This is a genomic window from Amycolatopsis sp. WAC 04169, assembly GCF_003947535.1.
GTDB lineage: Bacteria > Actinomycetota > Actinomycetes > Mycobacteriales > Pseudonocardiaceae > Amycolatopsis > Amycolatopsis keratiniphila.
The window spans coordinates 274,897-295,508 of record NZ_QHJI01000013.1 but is presented as its reverse complement, the minus strand read 5'-3'; the positions used below and the strand labels follow the sequence as shown (position 1 = coordinate 295,508).

The following is a 20,612-nucleotide window of genomic DNA, read 5'->3' as shown; positions in this document are numbered from 1 at the left end:
CCGCGCAAACCGCCGTTGGCCCACCGGCCGTGGCCGCGGGATAGAACCGCGCCATGACCGCAACCCACCACAACCGCCGCACGCTGCTCAAAGCCGGTCTCACCGGCGCCGGAGCGGTCGCGGGCGGCCTGCTCCTCCCCGGAACCGCGACCGCGAACCCGGTCCCGCTGCTCCGCCGCGACCGCCCGGTGCTCACCCACGGTGTCCAGTCCGGCGACGTCACCACCGGTTCCGGCATCGTCTGGTCGCGCGCCGACCGGCCGTCGCGGCTGATCGTGGAGGTCTCCCGGGACCCGTCGTTCCGGCACGCGCGCCGCGTGCGCGGCCCGGTGATGAGCCCGGAGACCGGCGGTACGGGCAAGGTCCGCGTCGCGGGGCTCATGCCGGGGACCGAAGTCCACTACCGCGTGACCGCGGAGGACCTCGACGGCCGCACCCGCAGCGAGGCCGTCACCGGCCGTTTCACGACCGCCCCCGTCGGCCGCTCCGACGTCCGGCTGCTGTGGTCCGGTGACGTCGCCGGGCAGAACTGGGGCATCAACCCCGAACTCGGCGGGATGACGATCTACCGCGCGATGGCCGACCGCCGTCCGGACCTGTTCCTCCACTGTGGAGACACGGTCTACGCCGACGGCCCGCTCACCGAGACCGTCGCGCTGCCCGGCGGGCGGGTGTGGCGCAACATCGTCACCCCGGAGAAGTCGAAGGTCGCCGAGACGCTCGACGAGTACCGCGGACAGTTCGCCTACAACCTCCTCGACGAGAACCTCAAGCGCTTCACCGCGAACGTGCCCGCCTATGTCCAGTGGGACGACCACGAAGTCGTGAACAACTGGTACCCCGGGGAGGTCCTCGACGACCGTCCCGAATACACCGAGAAGCGCGTCGACGTCCTCGCCGCCCGCGCGTTCCAGGCGTTCCACGAATGGCACCCGATCGACCGGCGCCAGGCCGTCGACGGCCGCGTCTACCGCAACTTCCGGCACGGTTCCCGCGCCGAGGTCTTCGTACTGGACATGCGGACCTACAAGGACGCCAACACCTCGGACCAGACCAAGCCTGGCCGCATCCTCGGCGATCACCAGGCCCGCTGGCTCGTCGACGCGCTCGACCGCAGCACCGCGACCTGGAAGATCATCCAGGCCGATCTCCCGGTCGGGCTCACCGTCCCGGACGGCAAGGCCATCGAGGGCGTCGCCAACGGTCTTCCCGGCGCGCCCGGCGGTCGCGAGACCGAACTCGCCTGGGTGCTGCGGGAGATCTCGCGGCGCCGGGTGCGCAACGTCGTCTGGCTGACCGCCGACGTGCACTACACCGCGGCGCACCACTACTCGCCGGATCGCGCTTCCTTCACCGAGTTCGACCCGTTCTGGGAGTTCGTCTCCGGCCCGCTCAACGCCGGCGCGTTCGGCCCGAACAAACTCGACCCGACCTTCGGGCCGGAAGCGGTGTTCGTGCACGCCCCGCCCGCCGCGAACGCCTCGCCCGCCGACGGCTTCCAGCACTTCGGCGAGGTGAACATCGACGGGCGGAGCGGCGCGCTCACGGTCGACCTGAGGGACGCTACGGGCGCTTCGCTGTGGTCGAAGACCCTGTGGCCCCAACGCTGAGCAGTTCGGTCAGGACCGAGATGCTGCGATCGCCGTACCCGGCCTCGACGGCCCGCCGCACGAGGTCGTGCATCGGCAGCTGCCACGCGACGTCGACGCCTTCCTCGGCCAGCCCGAGGTCGGCGGCGGCGCCGGCGTGGAAGATGTCCACCGAGGACGCGGGATCCGAGTAGTCGCCGCTGTCGATTTCCTTGGTGAGCGTCGGAAGCACCGAGATGATCATCTCGAACCACTTGGTGGCGTACGGCAGGAGCGTCGAGGCTTCGAGCCCGCGCGACCGCAGCGCGGCGGCACCCTGGAAGAACCCGACCAGCGCGGGCAACAGGGTGCCGCCGACGGCCGTTTCGTACAGCGCCGCGAGATCGGTGTCCTCGCCGAGGTGGACGGTGTCGCCGCCCAGCACCCGCAACGTTTCCCGGTGCTCGTCGAAGACGGTCTTGTCGCCGCCGTAGTACAGCAGCGTGTCCGGCGCTCCCACGGCCGACGGCACGTTCTTGATCGCGCCGTCGAGGTAGCGCGCGCCGCGATCCTTTGCCCAGTCGGCCATCCGGCGTGCTTCGGCCGGGGAGCCGCTGTTCAAGGTGACCAAAGCACGTCCGGTCAGTGAGGCCGCTTCCAAGGCCGCGCGTGTGTCTTCGTAAGTCGTCAGGCAGGCGATGATCAACGGGCTCGCCCGCACCGCGTCGTCGGCCGTCGCGGCCAGGATCGCCCCGCGTGCGACGAGAGGATCGGCCTTCGAGGCCGTCCTGTTCCACACGGTGGTCGGATGCCCGGCCGCGAGGAAAGCGCCCGCGAGGGCCGAGCCCATCGAGCCGAGGCCCACGACGGTCACCGGTGTCTTCGGCATTTTTCGCTCCAGTCAAAGGAAATCTTCGGGATGACTCCATGCTGGGCGGTCGCGTACATTCGATCAAGTACCTACTATTTTGCCGGGTACCGACAAAAAGGTAAGTGACCGATGACCAAGAACCGCACGTTCACCTGCGGCCTCGACGCCGCGATAGCCGTCGTGGGCGGCAAATGGAAAGGGCTCATCCTGTTCGCACTCCAGGACGGGCCGCTGCGTTTCGGGGAGCTGCGGCGCGCGGTACCCGGCATCAGCGAGCGGGTGCTGATCCTGCAGTTGCGCGAGATGGAGACCACCGGGCTGCTGCATCGCGAGGTGTACCACCAGGTTCCGCCGAAGGTGGAGTATTCGCTGACGGAGTTCGGGGATTCCCTCAACACCGCGATGGCCGCGCTCGGGGAGTGGGGCGAGGAGCACCTCGGGCGCATCGAGGCCATTCCCTGGTCCGACGTGAAGTGAGCCGCGAAGCACCCAGTAGGCTCCGGGCGAATAGCACGAATCCCACCCAAGGAGAAATACCGCCGTGACTGAACGCACGCTGGTCCTCGTCAAGCCCGATGGCGTCGCGCGCGGCCTCGTCGGCGAGGTCATCGCTCGCATCGAGCGCAAGGGCCTGAAGCTCGCCGCCCTCGAACTGCGCACCGTCGAGCGCTCGGTCGCCGAGGAGCACTACGCCGAGCACAAGGAGCGCCCGTTCTTCGGCGACCTCCTCGAGTTCATCACCTCGGGCCCGCTGGTCGCGATCGCCGTCGAGGGCCCGCGCGCCATCGCCGCCTTCCGTCAGCTCGCCGGCGGCACCGACCCGGTCGAGAAGGCCACCCCCGGCACCCTGCGCGGCGACTTCGCGCTGGAGACCCAGTACAACCTGGTGCACGGTTCGGACTCCCCGGAGTCGGCCGAGCGCGAGCTCAAGCTCTGGTTCCCCGAGGTCTGACACACTCGTGGACGGCGCGGGGAAGCCGCGCCGTCCACGAACCCGGGGGAGCCGCGATGACACCGGACGAGTACCTGGAGCGCCTGCGGGAGCTCACCACCGGTTTCGCGCGGGTGGCGAGCACCGGGGACCACGCCGCGCCCGTGCCGTGCTGCGGTGATTGGCGCCTGCGTGACCTGGTCGTCCACCTCGGCAACGTCCACCGCTGGGCGGCCGGGATCGTGCGTACCGGTGAGCTCGCCCCGCAGAGCTTCGAGGACGAACCCGGTGCGGACCTCGCCGCCTGGTACCGCGAAAGCGCCGAAGACCTCATCGGGGCGCTGCGCGGGTCCTCCCCGGAAGACGGCGCCTGGAACTTCACCGCGGCCGCCAAGACCAAAGCCTTCTGGTTCCGCCGCCAGGTCCACGAGACCGCGGTGCACCTGCTCGACGCGCACCGCGCGGCAGGGACCGGATACACCCTGGACCCGAACCTCGCCGCCGACGGCGTGGACGAGGTCCTCCTCGGCATGCTGCCGAAGGTGAAGCGCTGGCACACCCCGCCGACGGTCACCGTTCCGTTGCTGCTGAAGACATCCGACACCGGACACGCCTGGTTGATCACACCGCCGGGCGAAACCGACGTCCCCGGCTCGCGGCAGGCAGACCCCGCCGAAGCAGCGGGCGCCGTCGTCGCGGGGAGCGCGGAAGCGCTGGACTTGCTGCTGTGGCAACGGATCGAGCTCGACGGGGCGGGGCTCGAAATCACCGGTGACGCCGCGGCGGCGAAAGCCTTCCTCGCCGGGCCGGTCACGCCCTGACCTTCGCGCCCTACGCCGTTCGGTTCACGTTCACCTCGGGGCCTTCTCCTGGCGGCTCGCGTCCGCTGTGCTGAGCGATGCTGCCTATCACTCGATCGTGGGGTAATTCGTGAGAAATTCACGCCTATTGCTGCTCGCTGCCCTGCTGCCCGGATTGTTCGTCGCCGCACCGGCGCACGCCGATCCCTTGGCCGCTCCGCTCGGCCCGGCGCCCGTCGAAGCCGCCCCAGCGGCCTCTTCGGCGAAGGAGGGCCCGTCCGCGTACGCCGTGGCCGCGCCCGACGACGGGCTCGTCACCACCAGCGCGACTTCGCGCGTGGCGCCGGGGCTGAGCCTCACCGAGTTCGACCGCTACGACCCGGCGGGCTGGATCCGCGGCGACACCCTCGCCGTCGATCTCACCAGCAAGACCCTCAAACCGACCTACCTCAGCCCCGGCACGGTTTCCGCGCGGACGCCGCTTTCGCAGCAGGTCGCCAGGGCCGGCGCGGTCGCCGGGGTCAACGGGGACTTCTTCGACATCAACGCCTCCGGCGCGCCCATCGGCGTCGGCGTCGACGCCGGGAAACTCCAGACGGCCCCGGCGCGCGGCCACAACCTGACCGCGTCGATCACCGAAGAAGGCAAGGCACGGCTCGCGGAGGTGTTCCTCGAAGCGTCGGTGACCCTGCCCGACGGCAAGGTCGTGCCCGCCTCGAACTTCAACAGCCCCGTGCTGAGCGGCGACGCGATCGGCGTCTACACGCCGTTGTGGGGCGCGTCGTCGCGGCGGACCTCGGTCGCGGGCGCCCAACGTGTCGTCGAGGTCGAGGTTTCCGACGGCGTCGTCACGCAGGTGCGGCCACAGCCCGCCGACGGCCCGATCGCCGCGGGAGCGACGATCCTGCTCGCACGTGACGGCGGCGTGGACTCGTTGTCCGGCTTGACGCCCGGCGACAAGGTGGGCGTCGCGTACGCGCCGAAGAGTGACGCGGGCAAGCTGTCCGTCTCTGTCGGCGGGAACAAGGTCCTGCTGCGTGACGGCGCGGTCCAGCCGGTCGACAACGTCGCCATGCACCCCCGGACCGCGGTCGGGTTCTCCGCCGACGGCACGAAGATGTGGCTGGCCACGGTCGACGGCCGCCAGGCGGACAGCCGCGGCATGACCGAACTCGAACTCGCCCGGCACATGAAGTCGCTCGGCGCGGACGACGCCCTCAACCTCGACGGCGGCGGCTCCTCGACGATGCTCGCCCGCGAGCAGGGCGAGCAGTCGCCGCTGGTGCGCAATTCGCCGTCGGACGGCGGGGAACGCCTGGTGCCCAACGGGATCGGCGTCGCCACCGTGCCGGGAAGCGGGCGCCTGACCGGATTCGCGCCCGCCCCCGCACAGGACACCGCCGACGCGACCCGTGTGCTCTCCGGGCTGACGCGGAAGCTCGTCGCCGGTGGCCACGACGAGACCGGCGCCGCCGTCGACGCCCACGTCCAGTGGCTCAGCACGAATCCCTTCCGCGGCACCGTGACCGACGGCGTGTTCACCGCGCACGCCGACCGGCTCCGGCCCGACGCGCCCGCGAACGTCGACGTCCTGGCGAAACGTGGCGGCGTCATGGGCAAGACCACACTGAACGTCCTCGGCTCACCGGTCCGGCTGGGCACGAGCACCGAGCAGGTCGCGTTGTCCGGCGAAGGCGCGAAGAGCACGTTCAAGGTGTTCGGCTACGACGCCGACGGTTACGGCACATGGATCGAGCCCGACGACGTCAAACTCGACTACGACCCCGCCGTGGTGAAGATCGAACCGTCCGGTGACGGGTTCGCGGTCACCGCGCTCAAGGCGTCGGGCGCTTCGGCGATCACCGCCACCGCGGGCGGGAAGGTGACGCATCTGGCGGCCTCCGTCGGCACGGAATCCCGTGTCGCGGCACCGCTGGACGGCCCGGCGGGCTGGACCGCCAGCGTCTTCCCGGCCGTCGTCGGCGCCGCGCTCTCCGAGGCACCCGGCCGCGACGGCGGTCGCGGTCTCGCGCTGGACTACCGGCTGAACGGGACCAACGCCACGCGCGCGGCGTACGTCAACTCGGCGCCGCCGCTCGCGTTGCCGCCCGGCACCCAGCGCGTCGGCCTGTGGGTCAACGGCGACGCGAAGGGTGCTTGGCTGCGAGCGGAACTCCGTGACGCCGCCAACGTCCCGTCCGTCGTGGACCTGTCGCTGAGCGTCGACTGGACGGGCTGGCGCTACGTCCGCGCTGCCATCCCCGCCGGGCTCCCCGACGGGCAGCGGCTGACGAAGTTCTATGCCGTCGAGAACGTTCCCGTCCAGCAGTACGAAGGGCGGCTGGTCTTCGACGACCTCACCTTCGAGGTCGCGCCCGCGGCCGCCGTCCCCGCCGACCCGGCGCCGCGTGACCCGGCGCTGATCACCGACGGCGCCGCGACCGGCGGCCTGCGGATCGCCGTGGTCAGCGACGCGCAGTTCACCGCCGACCAGCCGGACGGCCCGCTGGTCGCCCAGGCCCGGCGCGCGCTGCGCGAGGCAGTGGCGGCGAAACCGGATCTCGTGCTGATCAACGGCGACTTCGTCGACAGGGGGACGGCCGCCGATTTCGTGCTGGCGAAGTCGGTCATCGATGAAGAGCTCGTCGGCAAGGCGCCCTGGTACTACGTTCCGGGCAACCACGAGGCCGACGGCGGGCACGGGCTCGCGGAGTTCCAGGCGGCGTTCGGGGAGACCCATCGCGTCGCCGACATCGCCGGGATCCGGCTGGTGCTGATGGATTCCTCGCGCGGATCGCTGCGCGCGGGCGGGTTCGATCAGATCCGGATGCTGCGCGAGGCGCTCGACGGGGCGAAGACGGACCGGCGGATCCGCGGTGTCGTCGTCGCGATGCACCATCCGGTGAAGGACCCGAGTCCCACCGGGAATTCGCAGCTGGCCGACCGCAAGGAAGCGGCCATGCTGACCGGCTGGCTGACCGCCTTCGAGCGTGAGTCGGGCAAGCAGGCGGCCGCGATCGCCTCGCACGCGGGCGTTTTCAACCTCTCGCGCGTCGACGGCGTGCCGTATCTGGTGAACGGCAACTCCGGGAAATCGCCCGCGGCGGCTCCGGGTGACGGCGGGTTCGTCGGCTGGACGATGGTCCGGTTCGAGCCGGGGGACAAGGCGCAGCCGGTGCGGTTCGAGACGCGGCCGAACGTCGACGCGCTGACGCTGTCCGGGCCCGCCTCGCTGGCGCGCGGCGAGAAGGCGGACATCCGGGCGGTGGTGACGCAGGGAGCGCGTCAGGTGCCGGTTTCGTACCCGGTCAGCGCGGACTGGAAGGGCGGCTGGGGTACGCACGTCGCCGGCGGATTCCTGCCCGCGATGCCGTGGGACGTCGCGTCGTACGACCCGGCGAGCGGGGTGCTGACCGCGTTGCGGCCGGGGACGGCGAACCTCTCGGTGACCGTCAATGGGGTGACGAAGAGCCTCTCGGTCACCGTCCGCTGATGCAATGAACGGTCCTTTCCTTGCAAATTTCGCAAGGAAAGGACCGTTCCTAGCACGCGTCAGGCGGCTTCGTGCGCCTCTTCGACCGTACCCGGCAGCGCCGGACCCCGCGGCGGGATCGCGTCGGCGGCGGCCGGGTCCACGCTCCGCACCGAACCGTCGGCCGCGGCCCGCGCGATCGCGAGCATCGAGGCCTTGGCGTCCTGGATCTGCTGCTGTTCCCGCTCCGGGATGAGGCTCAGTTCGATCAGCACGCTGCCGTTGCCGAGCAGCCCGTACCCGTTGCGCGCGATGCCCTGGTACGAACCGCCCGGATACTGCGAGACGTAGCCGCCGTTACCGTCGATCGACCGCTGCACCACGACCGCGATCTGCTTCGCGAAGTCCACATCGGACGGTTTCACGCCCGGATGTGTCGGCCACATCGTCGAAGCGGTGATCTCCTTTCCGTTCGCGTCCTGGTACCGGCCCTGCATGTGGTAGTCGACCATGATGTCCGGCTTGAACTCCGCGTTCCGCCGCTGGATCAGGCCCGCTTCGGTGGCCGGATTGTCCTTGGGCGCGACGGCCGGGTCGTGGTAGCGGTTGATGTCGTACCCTTTGCCCTTCTCACCGTATTCGGGAGTGGCGTCCGGGTCGTAGTTGTAGCGCCAGTCGCGCTCGTGCCCGTCGGGGTTGGCGCGCACGACGATGTCGACGGTCACCTTCGCCAGCAGCTTCCGCGCCCACGCGCTGTTCCCGACGCCGACCTCGCGCAGGAATCCGAGCGCGGCGGGCGTGCCGAGCGGCTCGTCGCCATGCTGCTGGGTGACGTACTGGATCCGGGTCTTGCCGTGGCCGACCCTGGCCGCCCACACCGGACGGCCCTCGTTGCTGCGGCCGATCTTGTCCACGCGGATCTTCCCGTGGCTGAGCGCCGCCAGCTTGTGCAGTTCGAAGGCCAGCTTGGCGGTGGACGGCCGCGGGTCCACAGTGGCCGCACGGGTCTCGGCCGCCTGCGCGGCGGGCGCGATCAGGAGCCCGGCGCTGACAAAAACGGACAACAGGGCGATTTTGGGCTTGAGACTCATGGTCGGTGAGTATCGACGAGCGGGCAACGGCCGACAAGGGCACGGATAAACCGGTCGAATTTTGTCGGTGGCAGGTCCTAGGGTGCCTACCGTGGGTGACTCGGAGCACGAACCGGCGATGGTGCAGGCGAAGGCGTTGGTCAAGCGTTTCGGCGATTTCGAGGCCGTACGCGGGATCGACGTCGAGGTCCGCCCGGGGGAGGCCTTCGGCTTCCTCGGGCCCAACGGCGCGGGCAAGTCCTCCACCATGCGGATGATCGCGAGCGTCTCCCCGCGCACCGACGGCGACCTGCGGGTCCTCGGTATGGATCCGGACGTCGAAGGGCCGAAGATCCGCGCCCGGCTCGGCGTGGTGCCGCAGCAGGACAACCTCGACACCGAGCTCACCGTCCGGCAGAACCTGCAGATCTACGGCCGCTACTTCGGCCTTTCGCGGTCGCACGTGCGGAGCAAGGCCGAGGAGCTGATGGAGTTCGCCCAGCTCACCGACCGGGCGAACGCGGAGGTCGATTCGCTCTCCGGCGGGATGAAGCGGCGGCTGACCATCGCGCGGTCGCTGGTCAACGACCCGGAGCTGCTCCTGCTCGACGAGCCGACCACGGGGCTGGATCCGCAGGCCCGGCACCTGTTGTGGGACAGGCTGTTCCGGCTCAAGGCCGGCGGGACCACGCTGATCATCACCACGCACTACATGGACGAAGCCGAGCAGCTCTGCGACAGGCTGGTCGTGATGGACAACGGCCGGATCGCCGCCGAAGGCTCGCCCGCGGAACTGATCAGCCGGTACTCCACCCGCGAGGTCGTGGAGCTGCGCTTCCCGAACGGCGAGCAGGAGGCGGCCGCGAAGCGGATCGAGGGCCTCGCCGAACGCGTCGAGGTGCTGCCGGACCGCGTCCTGCTCTACACGATGACCGGCGAGGCCACCCTCGAACAGGCGCACGCGCGCGGGCTGCGTCCGCTGTCGAGCCTGGTCCGCCGCAGTTCGCTGGAGGACGTCTTCCTCCGCCTCACCGGCCGGACGCTGGTGGACTGATGACCACAGCGCAGACGAAGGCGTCGACGGGCCGCGTGGTCTCACGCTGGGCGGGAGCCTGGCTGCGGGTCGAGGGCCACTGGATGTGGTACCGCCGCTACTGGGTGTCCACTTTGTACTCGACGGGCCTGCAACCGGTGCTCTTCCTGGCCGCGATGGGGCTCGGCTTCGGCTCGCAGGTGCAGGCGGGCGCGGCGACGGGCGGGTTCTCGTACCTGGAGTACGTCGCCCCGGCACTGCTCGTGGCGGGCGCCGCGCAGCTGGCGGTGGGGGAGTCGAGCTACCCGGTGCTGTCGGGATTCAAGTGGCAGCAGGACTACATCGCCGTCACCGCCACCCCGATCACGCCGGGGCAGGTGCTCGGCAGCCAGATCATGTGGGTGAGCCTGCGGCTGACCCTGGCGGGCACGATCTACGCCGTCATCGCGGCACTCTTCGGTTCCTGGACGAGTTTCGGCGTGCTCGCCGTCATCCTGATCGGCACGCTCACCGGCATCGCCTGCGGCACCCCGGTGATGGCGCTGGCCGCGACCACCTACGACGAGGGCACCCGGTTCGGCCTGGTCTTCCGGTTCATCCTGATCCCGATGACCTTGTTCTCCGGCACGTTCTTCCCGATCAGCGAACTGCCCGCCCCGCTGATGTGGATCGCCTGGATCTCCCCGCTGTGGCACGGCAACGAGGCCGCCAGGGCGGTCAGCCTCGGCACCGTCGGCCCGCTCGCCACGCTGGGCCACCTCGCCTTCCTGGTCGTCCTGGCCGGGGTGGGCTGGGCGCTGGCGCACAAGTACTTCTACCGACGGCTGGTGGTCTGAAATGGCGGTGCTCACCGAGGCCCCGCGCCGCGGGGTGCTGCTGCGCATCCTGCCGTCCGCGCTGTACAGCGGCCGGTCGACGGCGGTGCTGGAGCGCACTTTCCTGACGTACTCGCACGCCTGGATGCTGTTCGTGTCCGGCGTTTTCGAGCCGCTGTTCTACCTGATGGCCTTCCAGCTCGGCTTCGGCAAGCTCGTCGGCGAGGTCGTCGGGCCCGGCGGCCAGGCGATGAGTTACGTCGCGTTCGTCGCGCCCGGCCTGCTCGCGGCGTCGGCGATGAACGGCGCGATCCTCGACTCGACGTACAACCTGTTCTTCAAGCTGAAGTACGCCAAGCTGTACGACGCCATGCTCGCCACCCCGATCGGGCCGCTGGACATCGCGCTCGGCGAGGTCGGCTGGTCGGTGCTGCGCGGCGGGATCTACTCGGCGACCTTCCTCGGCGTGATGACCGTGATGGGGCTGCCCGGATCGTGGTGGGCCCTGCTGATGATCCCGGCGGCACTGCTGATCGCGATGGCGTTCTCGGCCATCGGCATCGTGCTGGTGACCTTCCTGCGGTCGGTGTCGCAGTTCGACTACATCAACCTCGTGCTGATGCCGCTGTTCCTGTTCTCCACCACGTTCTACCCGCTTTCGGTGTACCCGGCGGGGATCCAGTGGATCGTGCAGATCTTCCCGCTGTACCACGGCATCGAGCTGATGCGCGGGCTCTCGGCAGGCGTCCTGTCGTGGGGCATGGCCGGCAACGTGGCGTACCTGGTGGCGCTGGCGGCGGTCGGGATCTACGCGTCCTCGAAGCGGTTCGGCAAGCTCCTGCTGCGCTGACCCGTCACCGGGCCGGGTTCGCGCCCGTCCGCCGGGGCGCCACCGCGGCCAGCGCGTCGACCATGCCGTGCCCGTAGAAGCCGTTGAACCCCGCGTACCCGGTGCAGTACGCGTCCTGCGAGCCGTCACCGGTCAGGTCGTAGTCGGCGGGACACGCGATCGGGGTGGCCTGGGCGTCCAGCGTCCGCCGCAGCTGGCGGGCGCTGTAGCCGGGATGCTTCGAAGCGAGCAACGCCGCGACACCGGCGACGTGCGGCGCCGCCATCGACGTCCCGCACAGCGGCGCGTACCCGCCGGGAACGGTCGAAAGCACGCACTGCCCGGCCTCGCCACCCGGAGCGGTCACGTCGATCACGCCGAGCCCGTACGAGCTGTAACCGGCCTTGACCCGCTCTTCGCTCACGGACGACACCGCGACGACGTCCCGCAGACCGGCGGGCAGCGCCTGACAGCCTTCGGCCTGGCGCCGGGCACCCGAGCGCGGTGACGGCACCAGCTCGGCGGCTTCGTTGGTCGCCGCCGCGACGTTGAGGGTGCCCGCCGAGGTCGCGTACTCGACGGCGCGGGCCATGACCTCGTTCACCACGCCCCGCTCGTCGGCGTGGGCGCACGAGAGCGACCACGGATCGACAAAGTAGCTGCTGTTCGTCACCGCCATGCCCTGTGAAACGGCCCACATCAGCCCGCAGACGGCGGCTTCGGGGTCGGCGTACCCGCGATCGTCGATCACCTTCACCGAGGCGATCCGCACGCCGGGCGCCACCCCGGTGACCCCTTTGCCGTCGTCGGCGGCGGCGATGACGCCCGCGACGTGCGTGCCGTGCACCGAGGTCGTCGCGGCCCAGTTCCGGTCGGGCGCGCCGGTCAGGCAGCCCGCGGACTTGCCCGGATCGAGGGCGTTCGCCAGGTCGGGGTGAGTGGGGTCGATGCCGGAGTCGAGGACGCCGACGACGACGTCCGGGCTGCCCGGTTCGATCGCGTGGGCCTTGTCGGCACCGATCGCGCGCATGTCCCACTGCTCGCCGGTGCGATCGGCGGAAGGCACCTTCGCCGGATCCGTCGGTTCGAGCCCGGCGCGGGCGGGCGCGGACCTGGCGGGCGACGTGCCGTTGGCCCGCTGCACGGCCAGCCGTTCGGCCTGCGCGCTGAACGCGGCGGCGGGCCGGACCAGTCCGGCGAAGTCCGGGTCGGCCGAGGTCGCCACGGCCACGGCGACCTGCGGGTAGTAGACGGTCGTGCTGCCGCAGCCGTCGGCGACGGCCGCCCTGGCCTCGGCTTCGGAAGTGCCCTTGTCGAAGGCGACGACGTAACGGAGGGCCCGTCCCTGGGGATGACACGAGGGCTCGGCCTCGGCCGTCGCGACAGCGGCGACCGAACCGCAGAGCACCACGAAGGCGCATACGGCCGCTCGCAGGGACCGCCCCAGCAGGGACACCGGACCTCCCACCGGAGAACATCGGACAACGAGGGCACCGCGGCCTACGCTTCGGTACCCCCGAGCGGCACGCTAGCCACCCTCGGCCGGGTCGACAAGCTCTCCCGCGAAGTTCGCTCGGCCGGTGGCCGCGGCGCGCCCGGGAGCCAGGTCTGTGGCACCGAGTACACCGGAGTGGGGCCGGGGTGTGGGATACTCGCGGTGGCCGCTGGCCGACGGGCACACGTGAGAGGTGGCGCTCGCGGTCTCGTGGCCCGGTGGTGTGCTGCACATCCTCCACACGCGTCGCCGCTGTATGCGGCTCGACGACGTGGCGGGCGGCCCGATGTCGCGAACGTGGCCAGCGCTCCGCCGAGCAGACCTTCAGCCGTACGCGGCGCCCGGACAACCCCGGCGCCGTCGCGGTCCGGGCAAGGATTCCCGCTGCTGGTGACCACCACGGCGGAACGAACAGAAAGGGGCCCCTGCGCGGCCGCGTCGAGCCGGTGTGAGCCAGCCGACGCGCCCGGGGGCGGAGGAGATATATGTCGAACGCGGACACACCCGCCGTCACCGGCGGGAATACCGCCACACCCATCGCAGGTCAGCTGGCCGAACTGCCGCCCCGGATCCGGGTGCACGCCTTGGCGAAGCTGCTCGGATCGAACAGCCGTGAACTGATGGCCAAGCTCGGTGAGCTCGGCGAGACCGTACGCAGCGCGCAGTCCAGCGTCACCCGCGAAGTGGCACTCAAGCTCGCCGAAGCCCTCGCCGGCGGAGACGAGCCCGAAGCCGCCGAGGAGCCGGTCGCCGAGACCCCCGCGGCTCCCGAGGCCGAAGCCAAGCCTGAGGTCAAGGCCGAGCCGGAGCCCGCCGCTCCGCAGGTGGAGGCCCCTTCGCGGCGTGTTCCGCCCGCGCTGGCCGCCCCGGTGACCCCGGAGCCGCCGCAGCCGACGACCAGGCCCGCGAAGGCCGCCGTGCACGTCCCGGTGTTCGCCGCGCCGTCGCCGGTGTTCCTGCCGCCGGAGCCCGTCACGGCGAAGCCCGCCCGCAAGCCGGAGCCCGCCTTCGCGCCGACCGAGGAGCCCGCTTCCGACGAGGACGAGACGCAGCCGGAGCAGGCCGAAGGCCAGGGCACCGACGAGGACGGTGACGACGCCAACGGCCGTCGCCGCCGTCGTCGCGGACGTCGTGGCCGTGGCCGCGGCAAGGGTGGCGACGAGGGCTCGGCCGAGGCCGAGAACGAGGACGAGCAGCCTTCCGAGGCCCCGCGCGGTCGTCAGCAGCGCGCGAAGGACAAGGACGCCGAGGCCGAAGAGGCCGGCGCCGAGAGCACCGAAGAGGCGTCCGCCGAGGCCGAGCCGGACAACGACGGCGAATCGGACAGCGGCAGCAAGCGCCGCCGTCGCCGCCGCCGTCGCAAGGGCGGTGACGACGACACCGCCGAGGCCACCAGCGACGACCCGCCCAACACGGTCGTCCACGTGCGCCAGGCCAAGGCCGCCGAGACCGAGCGCCCCGCGCGGGACGAGGTCCGCAGCGTGCGCGGCTCGACCCGGCTCGAAGCCAAGCGCCAGCGCCGCCGGGACGGCCGCGAGGCGGGCCGCCGTCGTGCGCCGATCCTGTCCGAGGCCGAGTTCCTCGCCCGCCGCGAGTCGGTCGAGCGCACCATGGTCGTCGCCGAGAAGGGCGAGTCCACGCAGATCGGCGTGCTCGAGGACGGCGTCCTGTGCGAGCACTTCGTGACGTCGTCGGGCACCGGCTCGATCGTCGGCAACGTGTACCTCGGCCGCGTGCAGAACGTGCTGCCGTCGATGGAGGCCGCCTTCATCGACATCGGCCGCGGCCGCAACGCCGTGCTCTACGCCGGCGAGGTCGACTGGGACGCCGCCGGTCTCGAGGGCAAGGCCCGCAAGATCGAGCAGGCGCTCTCCACCGGCGATTCCGTGCTGGTCCAGGTCACCAAGGACCCGGTCGGGCACAAGGGCGCCCGGCTGACCACGCAGATCTCGCTGCCGGGCCGCTTCCTGGTCTACGTGCCCGCGGGCGGCGCCACCGGTATCTCCCGGAAGCTCCCGGAGAACGAGCGCCGCCGCCTGAAGGACATCCTCAAGCGCATCGTCCCCGAGGACGCCGGTGTGATCATCCGCACCGCGTCCGAGGGCATCAGCGAGGAGGAGCTGGACCGGGACGTCCGCCGCCTCAAGGCGCAGTGGGACGTCATCAAGGAGAAGGCCGAAGCCGGCAACGGCGGCAAGAAGAACAGTGCCCCGGTCATGCTCTACGAAGAGCCGGACCTGCTGGTCAAGGTCGTCCGCGACCTGTTCACCGAGGACTTCGCGAAGCTGGAGATCCAGGGCGACAAGGCCTGGGACACCATCTACAACTACGTGCAGCACGTGGCGCCGGACCTGGCGGATCGCGTCAAGCGGTACACCGGAACCGGTTCGGCGTTCGCCGACCACCGCATCGACGAGCAGATCACCAAGGCGCTGGACCGCAAGGTCTGGCTGCCCTCGGGCGGGTACCTGGTCATCGACCGCACCGAAGCGATGACGGTCATCGACGTCAACACCGGCAAGTTCACCGGATCGGGTGGCAACCTCGAAGAGACGGTGACCAGGAACAACCTGGAGTCGGCGGAGGAGATCGTCCGCCAGCTCCGGCTCCGGGACATCGGCGGCATCATCGTCATCGACTTCATCGACATGGTGCTCGAGTCCAACCGCGAGCTCGTGCTGCGGCGGCTGACCGAATGCCTCGGCCGCGACCGCACGCGTCACCAGGTCGCCGAGGTCACCTCGCTGGGTCTGGTGCAGATGACCCGCAAGAAGATCGGCACCGGGCTGCTCGAGGCGTTCTCGACGCCGTGCGAGCACTGCAAGGGTCGCGGTGTGGTCGTCTCGACCGAGCCGCAGCGCACCGGTGGCGGCGGCAACGGGCACAACCACGGCGGTGGCGGTGGCGGCGGCACCAAGGAGCAGGGCTCCCGCCGGTCCCGTGGCCGGGGCAAGGGCGAGGACCAGGGGCAGAACGAGCCCGCCGCGGCCAAGGCCGAAACGCCTCCGCCCGCCCAGCGCGAATCGGTGGTTTCGGCGGTCCAGGCCGTGGCCAACGCCACGAAGGCGGCCAAGGGCGAGCACCCGCACGAGGCCACCGAGAACGTCGAGGGCGCCGCGCTGAACGGGCACGCCCCGCAGTCGGCCGAGCCGGTTTCGGAGCCCGTCGCCGAAGCGACCGTCGAACAGGCGGCCGAGGCGGCCGCTGAGCCGGTCTCCGAGCCGGTCGCCGAGGCACCCGCGACGGAACTCGCCGGTGAACCGGTGACGACTCCGGACGACGAGGCTCCGGCCGTGCGCGAGGAAGAGATCGCCGTCGTCGCGGAATCGGGCCCGGAGCCCGAAGCGCCCGAGGTGCCGGTGACTCCTGAGGCTGTCGTGACGGAAGAGGTTTCCGAGGCTCCTTCTTCGGTTCAGGAGGAGACCGAGCCCGAGGTGGACGTCCCGGCCCCGGCCGTGCGTTCCACCACCCGCCGTCGTCCGCGACGGGCGGCCTCACGGCCGGCCGGTCCGCCGGTCAAGGCGTCGGAAAAGAGCTAGTGAACACCTAGGGGCACCCCGGTGTGATCGCACCGGGGAGCCCCACGTAACCTGTAGAACGGCCCGCCACCTAGAGCGGGCACCTTGCGCAGCATCCGGACCACCGAAACTTGGGTGGGCCGATCACGCAAGCCCCCACCCGTTGTCGAGTAAGCAGGAGACTTCCGTGTCGGCGTACGCGATCGTCAAGACTGGCGGCAAGCAGTACAAGGTGGCCGTCGGCGACGTCGTCGAGGTCGAGAAGCTCGAAGGCGAGCCGGGTACCGAGCACACCTTCCCCGCAGTCCTTTTTGTGGACGGTGGCGACGTCACCACGGACGCCGACGCGCTGGCGAAGGTCTCGGTCACCGGCAAGGTCGTCGAGCAGACCAAGGGTCCGAAGATCCGGATCCACAAGTTCAAGAACAAGACCGGCTACCACAAGCGCCAGGGTCACCGGCAGAAGCTGACCCGCGTCGAGGTCACCGGCATCTCCAAGTAGGACTTTCTCCGGATCTTCGTCAGAAAGAGGATTGAGCCATGGCTCACAAGAAGGGTGCGTCCAGCTCCCGCAACGGTCGCGATTCGAACGCGCAGCGGCTGGGCGTCAAGCGCTACGGCGGCCAGGAAGTCAACGCGGGCGAGATCCTGATCCGCCAGCGTGGCACCAAGTTCCACCCCGGCGTGAACGTCGGCCGTGGCGGCGACGACACGCTGTTCGCGCTGGCCGCCGGTGCGGTCCAGTTCGGCGAGAAGCGTGGCCGCAAGACGGTCAACATCGTGCCGACCGAAGCCTGAGTTCCGGCTTCGAGTTAGAACCTCGGACGAGGGGTGGGGCCGGAATATCCGGGCCCACCCCTCGTTTGTTTTGTGTATCCCCTTTTCTTTCGCGAGTGAATAGAGGCAAGTCATGGCGTCCCGGTTCGTGGACCGAGCGGTGATCCATCTGGCCGCCGGCGACGGTGGGAACGGCTGCGCCTCGGTGCACCGCGAGAAGTTCAAGCCCCTCGGCGGCCCGGACGGCGGCAACGGCGGCAACGGCGGCGACGTGCTGCTGGTCGTCGACCCGAACGTCCACACCCTGCTCGACTTCCACTTCCGCCCGCACGCCCGCGCCGGCAACGGCAAGCTGGGCCAGGGCGGCAACCGCGCCGGTGCGGCGGGGGAGACGCTGGAGATGCGCGTCCCGTCCGGCACCGTCGTGATGACCGAGGACGGCGAGATCCTGGCCGACCTGGTCGGGCCGGGCACCACCTTCGTCGCCGCCCAGGGCGGCCGTGGCGGCCTCGGCAACGCGGCGCTGGCCTCCAAGGCCCGCCGGGCGCCCGGGTTCGCGCTGCTGGGCGAGCCGGGGGAGACCCGCGACCTCGTCCTGGAGCTGCGTTCGGTCGCCGACGTCGGGCTGCTGGGCTTCCCGTCCGCGGGCAAGTCGTCGCTGATCTCGGTGCTGTCGGCGGCCAAGCCGAAGATCGCCGACTACCCGTTCACCACCCTGGTGCCGAACCTGGGCGTGATCACCGCCGGATCGACCGTGTTCACCATGGCCGACGTGCCGGGGCTGATCCCCGGCGCGAGCGAGGGCAAGGGCCTCGGCCTCGATTTCCTGCGCCACATCGAACGTTGCGCCGTGCTGGTGCACGTCGTCGACTGCGCCACCTTCGAGCCCGGTCGTGACCCGCTGTCCGACATCGACGCCCTCGAAGAGGAGCTGGCCCGCTACACCCCGAGCCTCGGCGGCGACCTCGCCGACCGGCCGCGGGTGGTGGTGCTGAACAAGATCGACATCCCGGACGCCGCCGAACTCGCCGAGTTCGTGCGCCCGGAACTGGAAGCCCGCGGGCTCAGCGTGTTCGAGATCTCGACCGCGTCGCGGCAGGGCCTGAAGGAACTGACCTACGCGCTCGCCGCCGTCGTCGAGAAGTACCGTGCCGAACAGCCCGCCCCCGAGCCGGCGAAGGTCGTGCTCCGGCCGATGGCCGTCGACGACGCGGGCTTCACCGTCGAACTCGACCCGGAGGAGGAAGGCGCGTTCATCATCCGCGGCTCCCGTCCGGAGCGGTGGATCCGGCAGACCAACTTCGGCAACGACGAAGCCGTGGGTTACCTCGCGGACCGGCTCAACCGGCTGGGTGTCGAGGAAGTACTGGCACGCAAGGGCGCCGTACCCGGCAGCCCCGTCACCATCGGCGACGTCCAGTTCGAATGGGAGCCGTCGACCCCGGCCGGGGTCGCGGTGCACCTGTCGGGCCGGGGCACGGACGTGCGGCTGGAGAACACCAGCCGCGTCGGTGCCGCCGAGCGCAAGGAAGCCCGCCGGATCCGTCGTGACGGTCCGGACGGTGTCGAAGACGAAGACGAGATGGACGACGAGTGAGCTCAACCCGGGTGGCGATCGCCGACGCGAAGCGTGTGGTCGTCAAGGTCGGTTCCTCCGCACTGACCACCGCCGGCGACGGCCTCGACGTGACCAGGCTGGACGCGCTGGTGGACGCGATCGCCGACCGGGTCTCCCGCGGCACGCAGATCGTGCTGGTGTCCTCGGGCGCGATCGGCGCGGGGCTCGCGCCGCTCTCGCTCGGCAAACGACCGCGTGACCTCGCCACCCAGCAGGCCGCCGCCAGTGTCGGGCAGCTCGCGCTGGCCCACGCCTACGCCGAGTCGTTCGGCCGGTTTTCGTTGACAGTGGGCCAGGTTCTGCTGACCTCGGACGACGTCGTGCGCCGTGCGCACTACCGCAACGCGCAGAACACGTTCACCCGGCTGCTGGCCCTCGGCGCCGTTCCCGTGGTCAACGAGAACGACACCGTGGCCACCGAAGAGATCCGCTTCGGCGACAACGACCGGCTGGCCGCGCTGGTGGCGCACCTGATCGGCGCCGACGCGCTCGTCCTCCTGTCCGATGTGGACGGTCTGTACGACGGGGATCCCCGTGACGGCGCGACCCGCAAGATCGCCGAGGTCGCCGGGGAGTCCGATGTGGACGGGATCACCGTCGGCATGTCGAGCTCCGGGCTCGGCACCGGCGGCATGGTGTCGAAGCTCGCCGCCGCCCGCACCGCCGCCGGCGCCGGGATCCCGGTCCTGCTCGCCGCCGCTTCCGAGGCCGCGCGCGCCCTGACCACCGCCGAGGTCGGCACGGCGTTCGCCGCCGCGGACTCCCGGCTGTCGGCCCGCCGGTTCTGGCTGGGCTACGCCGCGGGCGCGTCCGGGAAACTGCATCTCGACGACGGCGCGGTCGCGGCCGTCGTCCGCCGCCGTCGCTCCCTGCTGGCCGCCGGGATCACCGGCGTCGACGGCGATTTCCAGGCGGGCGACGTCGTCGATCTCGTCGATCTCCGGCAGCGGACCGTGGCACGCGGTGTCGTGGCCTTCGACGCGGGCGAACTGCCCGACCTCATCGGCCGCTCCAGTCACGACCTCCCCGCGGAACAGCGTCGTGAGGTCGTCCACGCGGACGATCTCGTTCCCCTGCGCCGCTAGGGCACCAGCCCCGGGGTCAGGGCGATTTCACGGACCTGGGCCTCGGTCAAGGGAGGCAGTTCACGCTGAGCCGGTGGATACGGCCGTGCGTCAGTGCCCGTTTCGGTGCTGTTGGTGGAAGTGATGACGACGATGGCCTGCGCGGTCCGGTAGGCGGCTTGGTAGGCGACGAAACCCGGGCTGTCGGGCTTTTCGATCGTCGTCTCCACGAGGGTTCCGCCGCGAACCAGGCTCGCCGAGCAAGTGGTCGGAGCCGGGACCTGCACTTTGCAGGCGGTTCCCGCCGAAAGCAGCGTGCCGTCGTTGGTCATCAGTTCCACGAAGACCGATCCCGTCCGGTCGCCCACGTCCGCCGACATGAGGTAGAACGTTTTATCCGGCCCCGGATAGGTCTCCAGGGCGAGCGGGTCCGCCGGGGTGACGTACGTGCGGATCGCTCGTTCGAGCAGGCAATCCAACCGCGCCGTCACCGCTTCACGGCTTTCGCCGGGCGACTTCTCACCGCAGGGTGAGGTCGCGGCCGGTTCGTTCCGGTCCGGAAGCACGATGAGAGCGGTTCCCACCGGGAATCCCGCCGCGGCCAGCGCGATGGCCGTGACCATTGTCGTCAGACGACGGCGCCGTGAGCGGCGACCGGCACCGAGCACGCCCTCCTCGGTGAGCCCGATCGGCGGCTCCGTCTCGGCCACGTACTGCTTCAGCGCGGAGCGGACATCCTGGTCTTCCATGA

At 70.6% G+C, this 20,612-nt stretch carries 17 protein-coding genes; 13 read left to right on the top strand and 4 right to left on the bottom strand.

Annotated elements, in window-relative coordinates; all coding sequences use genetic code 11:
• The first annotated feature begins 53 nt into the window (after positions 1–53).
• Positions 54–1,610 carry an alkaline phosphatase gene (locus tag DMC61_RS34690; protein ID WP_125694669.1) on the top strand — a complete coding sequence of 519 codons (1,557 nt, stop codon included), beginning with the start codon at positions 54–56 and terminating at the stop codon, positions 1,608–1,610.
• Here DMC61_RS34690 and DMC61_RS34685 read toward each other — a convergent pair.
• Complete coding sequence (locus tag DMC61_RS34685; RefSeq protein WP_125694667.1) at positions 1,564–2,457, bottom strand: NAD(P)-dependent oxidoreductase; 894 nt, start codon at positions 2,455–2,457, stop codon at positions 1,564–1,566. The two genes, DMC61_RS34690 and DMC61_RS34685, sit on opposite strands and share 47 nt — an antisense overlap.
• Positions 2,458–2,568: 111 nt before the next feature.
• Here DMC61_RS34685 and DMC61_RS34680 point away from each other — a divergent pair, with 111 nt between their 5' ends.
• From DMC61_RS34680 to DMC61_RS34665, 4 genes are all read left to right on the top strand, one after another.
• Positions 2,569–2,916, top strand: a complete 348-nt coding sequence (locus tag DMC61_RS34680) for a helix-turn-helix domain-containing protein (RefSeq protein WP_125694665.1) — start codon at positions 2,569–2,571, stop codon at positions 2,914–2,916.
• Positions 2,917–2,980: 64 nt separating this feature from the next.
• Positions 2,981–3,391 (top strand): nucleoside-diphosphate kinase, encoded by a 411-nt coding sequence (ndk, locus tag DMC61_RS34675; RefSeq protein ID WP_005158515.1) that lies wholly within the window; start codon positions 2,981–2,983, stop codon positions 3,389–3,391.
• A gap of 56 nt (positions 3,392–3,447) precedes the next feature.
• A complete protein-coding gene (locus DMC61_RS34670; RefSeq protein WP_125694663.1) occupies positions 3,448–4,191 on the top strand; it encodes a maleylpyruvate isomerase family mycothiol-dependent enzyme in 744 nt (247 codons plus the stop codon).
• A gap of 127 nt (positions 4,192–4,318) precedes the next feature.
• Positions 4,319–7,663, top strand: coding sequence for a phosphodiester glycosidase family protein (locus DMC61_RS34665; protein ID WP_125694732.1), 3,345 nt, complete (start codon positions 4,319–4,321; stop codon positions 7,661–7,663).
• Positions 7,664–7,722: 59 nt separating this feature from the next.
• Here DMC61_RS34665 and DMC61_RS34660 read toward each other — a convergent pair whose 3' ends face one another.
• Positions 7,723–8,706 (bottom strand): M14 family zinc carboxypeptidase, encoded by a 984-nt coding sequence (locus DMC61_RS34660; RefSeq protein WP_370456439.1) that lies wholly within the window; start codon positions 8,704–8,706, stop codon positions 7,723–7,725.
• Between the two features lie 145 nt (positions 8,707–8,851).
• Here DMC61_RS34660 and DMC61_RS34655 point away from each other — a divergent pair, with 145 nt between their 5' ends.
• Genes DMC61_RS34655 through DMC61_RS34645 form a run of 3 tightly spaced genes read left to right on the top strand, consistent with a single transcriptional unit; the run spans position 8,852 to position 11,410 of the window.
• Positions 8,852–9,766 (top strand): ABC transporter ATP-binding protein, encoded by a 915-nt coding sequence (locus DMC61_RS34655; RefSeq protein WP_125694730.1) that lies wholly within the window; start codon positions 8,852–8,854, stop codon positions 9,764–9,766.
• Complete coding sequence (locus tag DMC61_RS34650; RefSeq protein ID WP_016332383.1) at positions 9,766–10,581, top strand: ABC transporter permease; 816 nt, start codon at positions 9,766–9,768, stop codon at positions 10,579–10,581. The genes DMC61_RS34655 and DMC61_RS34650 overlap by 1 nt, the downstream gene beginning before the upstream one ends.
• A gap of 1 nt (position 10,582) precedes the next feature.
• Positions 10,583–11,410, top strand: a complete 828-nt coding sequence (locus tag DMC61_RS34645; protein ID WP_016332384.1) for an ABC transporter permease — start codon at positions 10,583–10,585, stop codon at positions 11,408–11,410.
• A gap of 4 nt (positions 11,411–11,414) precedes the next feature.
• Here the strand turns inward: DMC61_RS34645 and DMC61_RS34640 are convergent, their stop codons facing one another.
• A complete protein-coding gene (locus DMC61_RS34640) occupies positions 11,415–12,845 on the bottom strand; it encodes a S8 family serine peptidase (RefSeq protein WP_125694659.1) in 1,431 nt (476 codons plus the stop codon).
• Positions 12,846–13,369: 524 nt separating this feature from the next.
• Here DMC61_RS34640 and DMC61_RS34635 point away from each other — a divergent pair.
• From DMC61_RS34635 to proB, 5 genes are all read left to right on the top strand, one after another.
• The gene (locus DMC61_RS34635) at positions 13,370–16,423 is read left to right on the top strand and encodes a translation initiation factor IF-2 N-terminal domain-containing protein (protein ID WP_125694657.1); all 3,054 of its coding nucleotides are present in this window, start codon (positions 13,370–13,372) and stop codon (positions 16,421–16,423) included.
• 166 nt (positions 16,424–16,589) lie between these two features.
• A complete protein-coding gene (rplU, locus tag DMC61_RS34630; RefSeq protein WP_005158538.1) occupies positions 16,590–16,904 on the top strand; it encodes a 50S ribosomal protein L21 in 315 nt (104 codons plus the stop codon).
• 38 nt (positions 16,905–16,942) lie between these two features.
• Positions 16,943–17,200: a 50S ribosomal protein L27 gene (rpmA, locus tag DMC61_RS34625; RefSeq protein WP_007034782.1), complete on the top strand. Its 258-nt coding sequence runs from the start codon at positions 16,943–16,945 to the stop codon at positions 17,198–17,200.
• 112 nt (positions 17,201–17,312) lie between these two features.
• Positions 17,313–18,776, top strand: coding sequence for a GTPase ObgE (gene obgE, locus DMC61_RS34620; protein WP_016332388.1), 1,464 nt, complete (start codon positions 17,313–17,315; stop codon positions 18,774–18,776).
• Entirely contained in the window at positions 18,773–19,882 is a 1,110-nt protein-coding gene (proB, locus tag DMC61_RS34615; protein WP_043847979.1) for a glutamate 5-kinase, read from the top strand. Before obgE ends, proB begins: the two co-directional genes overlap by 4 nt.
• Here proB and DMC61_RS34610 read toward each other — a convergent pair.
• Positions 19,879–20,610, bottom strand: coding sequence for a hypothetical protein (locus tag DMC61_RS34610; RefSeq protein WP_125694655.1), 732 nt, complete (start codon positions 20,608–20,610; stop codon positions 19,879–19,881). The genes proB and DMC61_RS34610 overlap by 4 nt on opposite strands.
• Positions 20,611–20,612 lie beyond the last annotated feature (2 nt).

Bases quoted from the DNA above. Each gene is read 5' to 3' on its own strand.
- DMC61_RS34635 (WP_125694657.1), top strand. From the start codon at position 13,370: ATGTCGAACGCGGACACACCCGCCGTCACCGGCGGGAATACCGCCACA.
- DMC61_RS34685 (WP_125694667.1), bottom strand. From the start codon at position 2,457: ATGCCGAAGACACCGGTGACCGTCGTGGGCCTCGGCTCGATGGGCTCG.
- DMC61_RS34670 (WP_125694663.1), top strand. From the start codon at position 3,448: ATGACACCGGACGAGTACCTGGAGCGCCTGCGGGAGCTCACCACCGGT.
- DMC61_RS34610 (WP_125694655.1), bottom strand. From the start codon at position 20,610: ATGGAAGACCAGGATGTCCGCTCCGCGCTGAAGCAGTACGTGGCCGAG.
- DMC61_RS34650 (WP_016332383.1), top strand. From the start codon at position 9,766: ATGACCACAGCGCAGACGAAGGCGTCGACGGGCCGCGTGGTCTCACGC.
- rpmA (WP_007034782.1), top strand. From the start codon at position 16,943: ATGGCTCACAAGAAGGGTGCGTCCAGCTCCCGCAACGGTCGCGATTCG.
- DMC61_RS34645 (WP_016332384.1), top strand. From the start codon at position 10,583: ATGGCGGTGCTCACCGAGGCCCCGCGCCGCGGGGTGCTGCTGCGCATC.
- obgE (WP_016332388.1), top strand. From the start codon at position 17,313: ATGGCGTCCCGGTTCGTGGACCGAGCGGTGATCCATCTGGCCGCCGGC.
- DMC61_RS34680 (WP_125694665.1), top strand. From the start codon at position 2,569: ATGACCAAGAACCGCACGTTCACCTGCGGCCTCGACGCCGCGATAGCC.
- DMC61_RS34690 (WP_125694669.1), top strand. From the start codon at position 54: ATGACCGCAACCCACCACAACCGCCGCACGCTGCTCAAAGCCGGTCTC.
- DMC61_RS34655 (WP_125694730.1), top strand. From the start codon at position 8,852: ATGGTGCAGGCGAAGGCGTTGGTCAAGCGTTTCGGCGATTTCGAGGCC.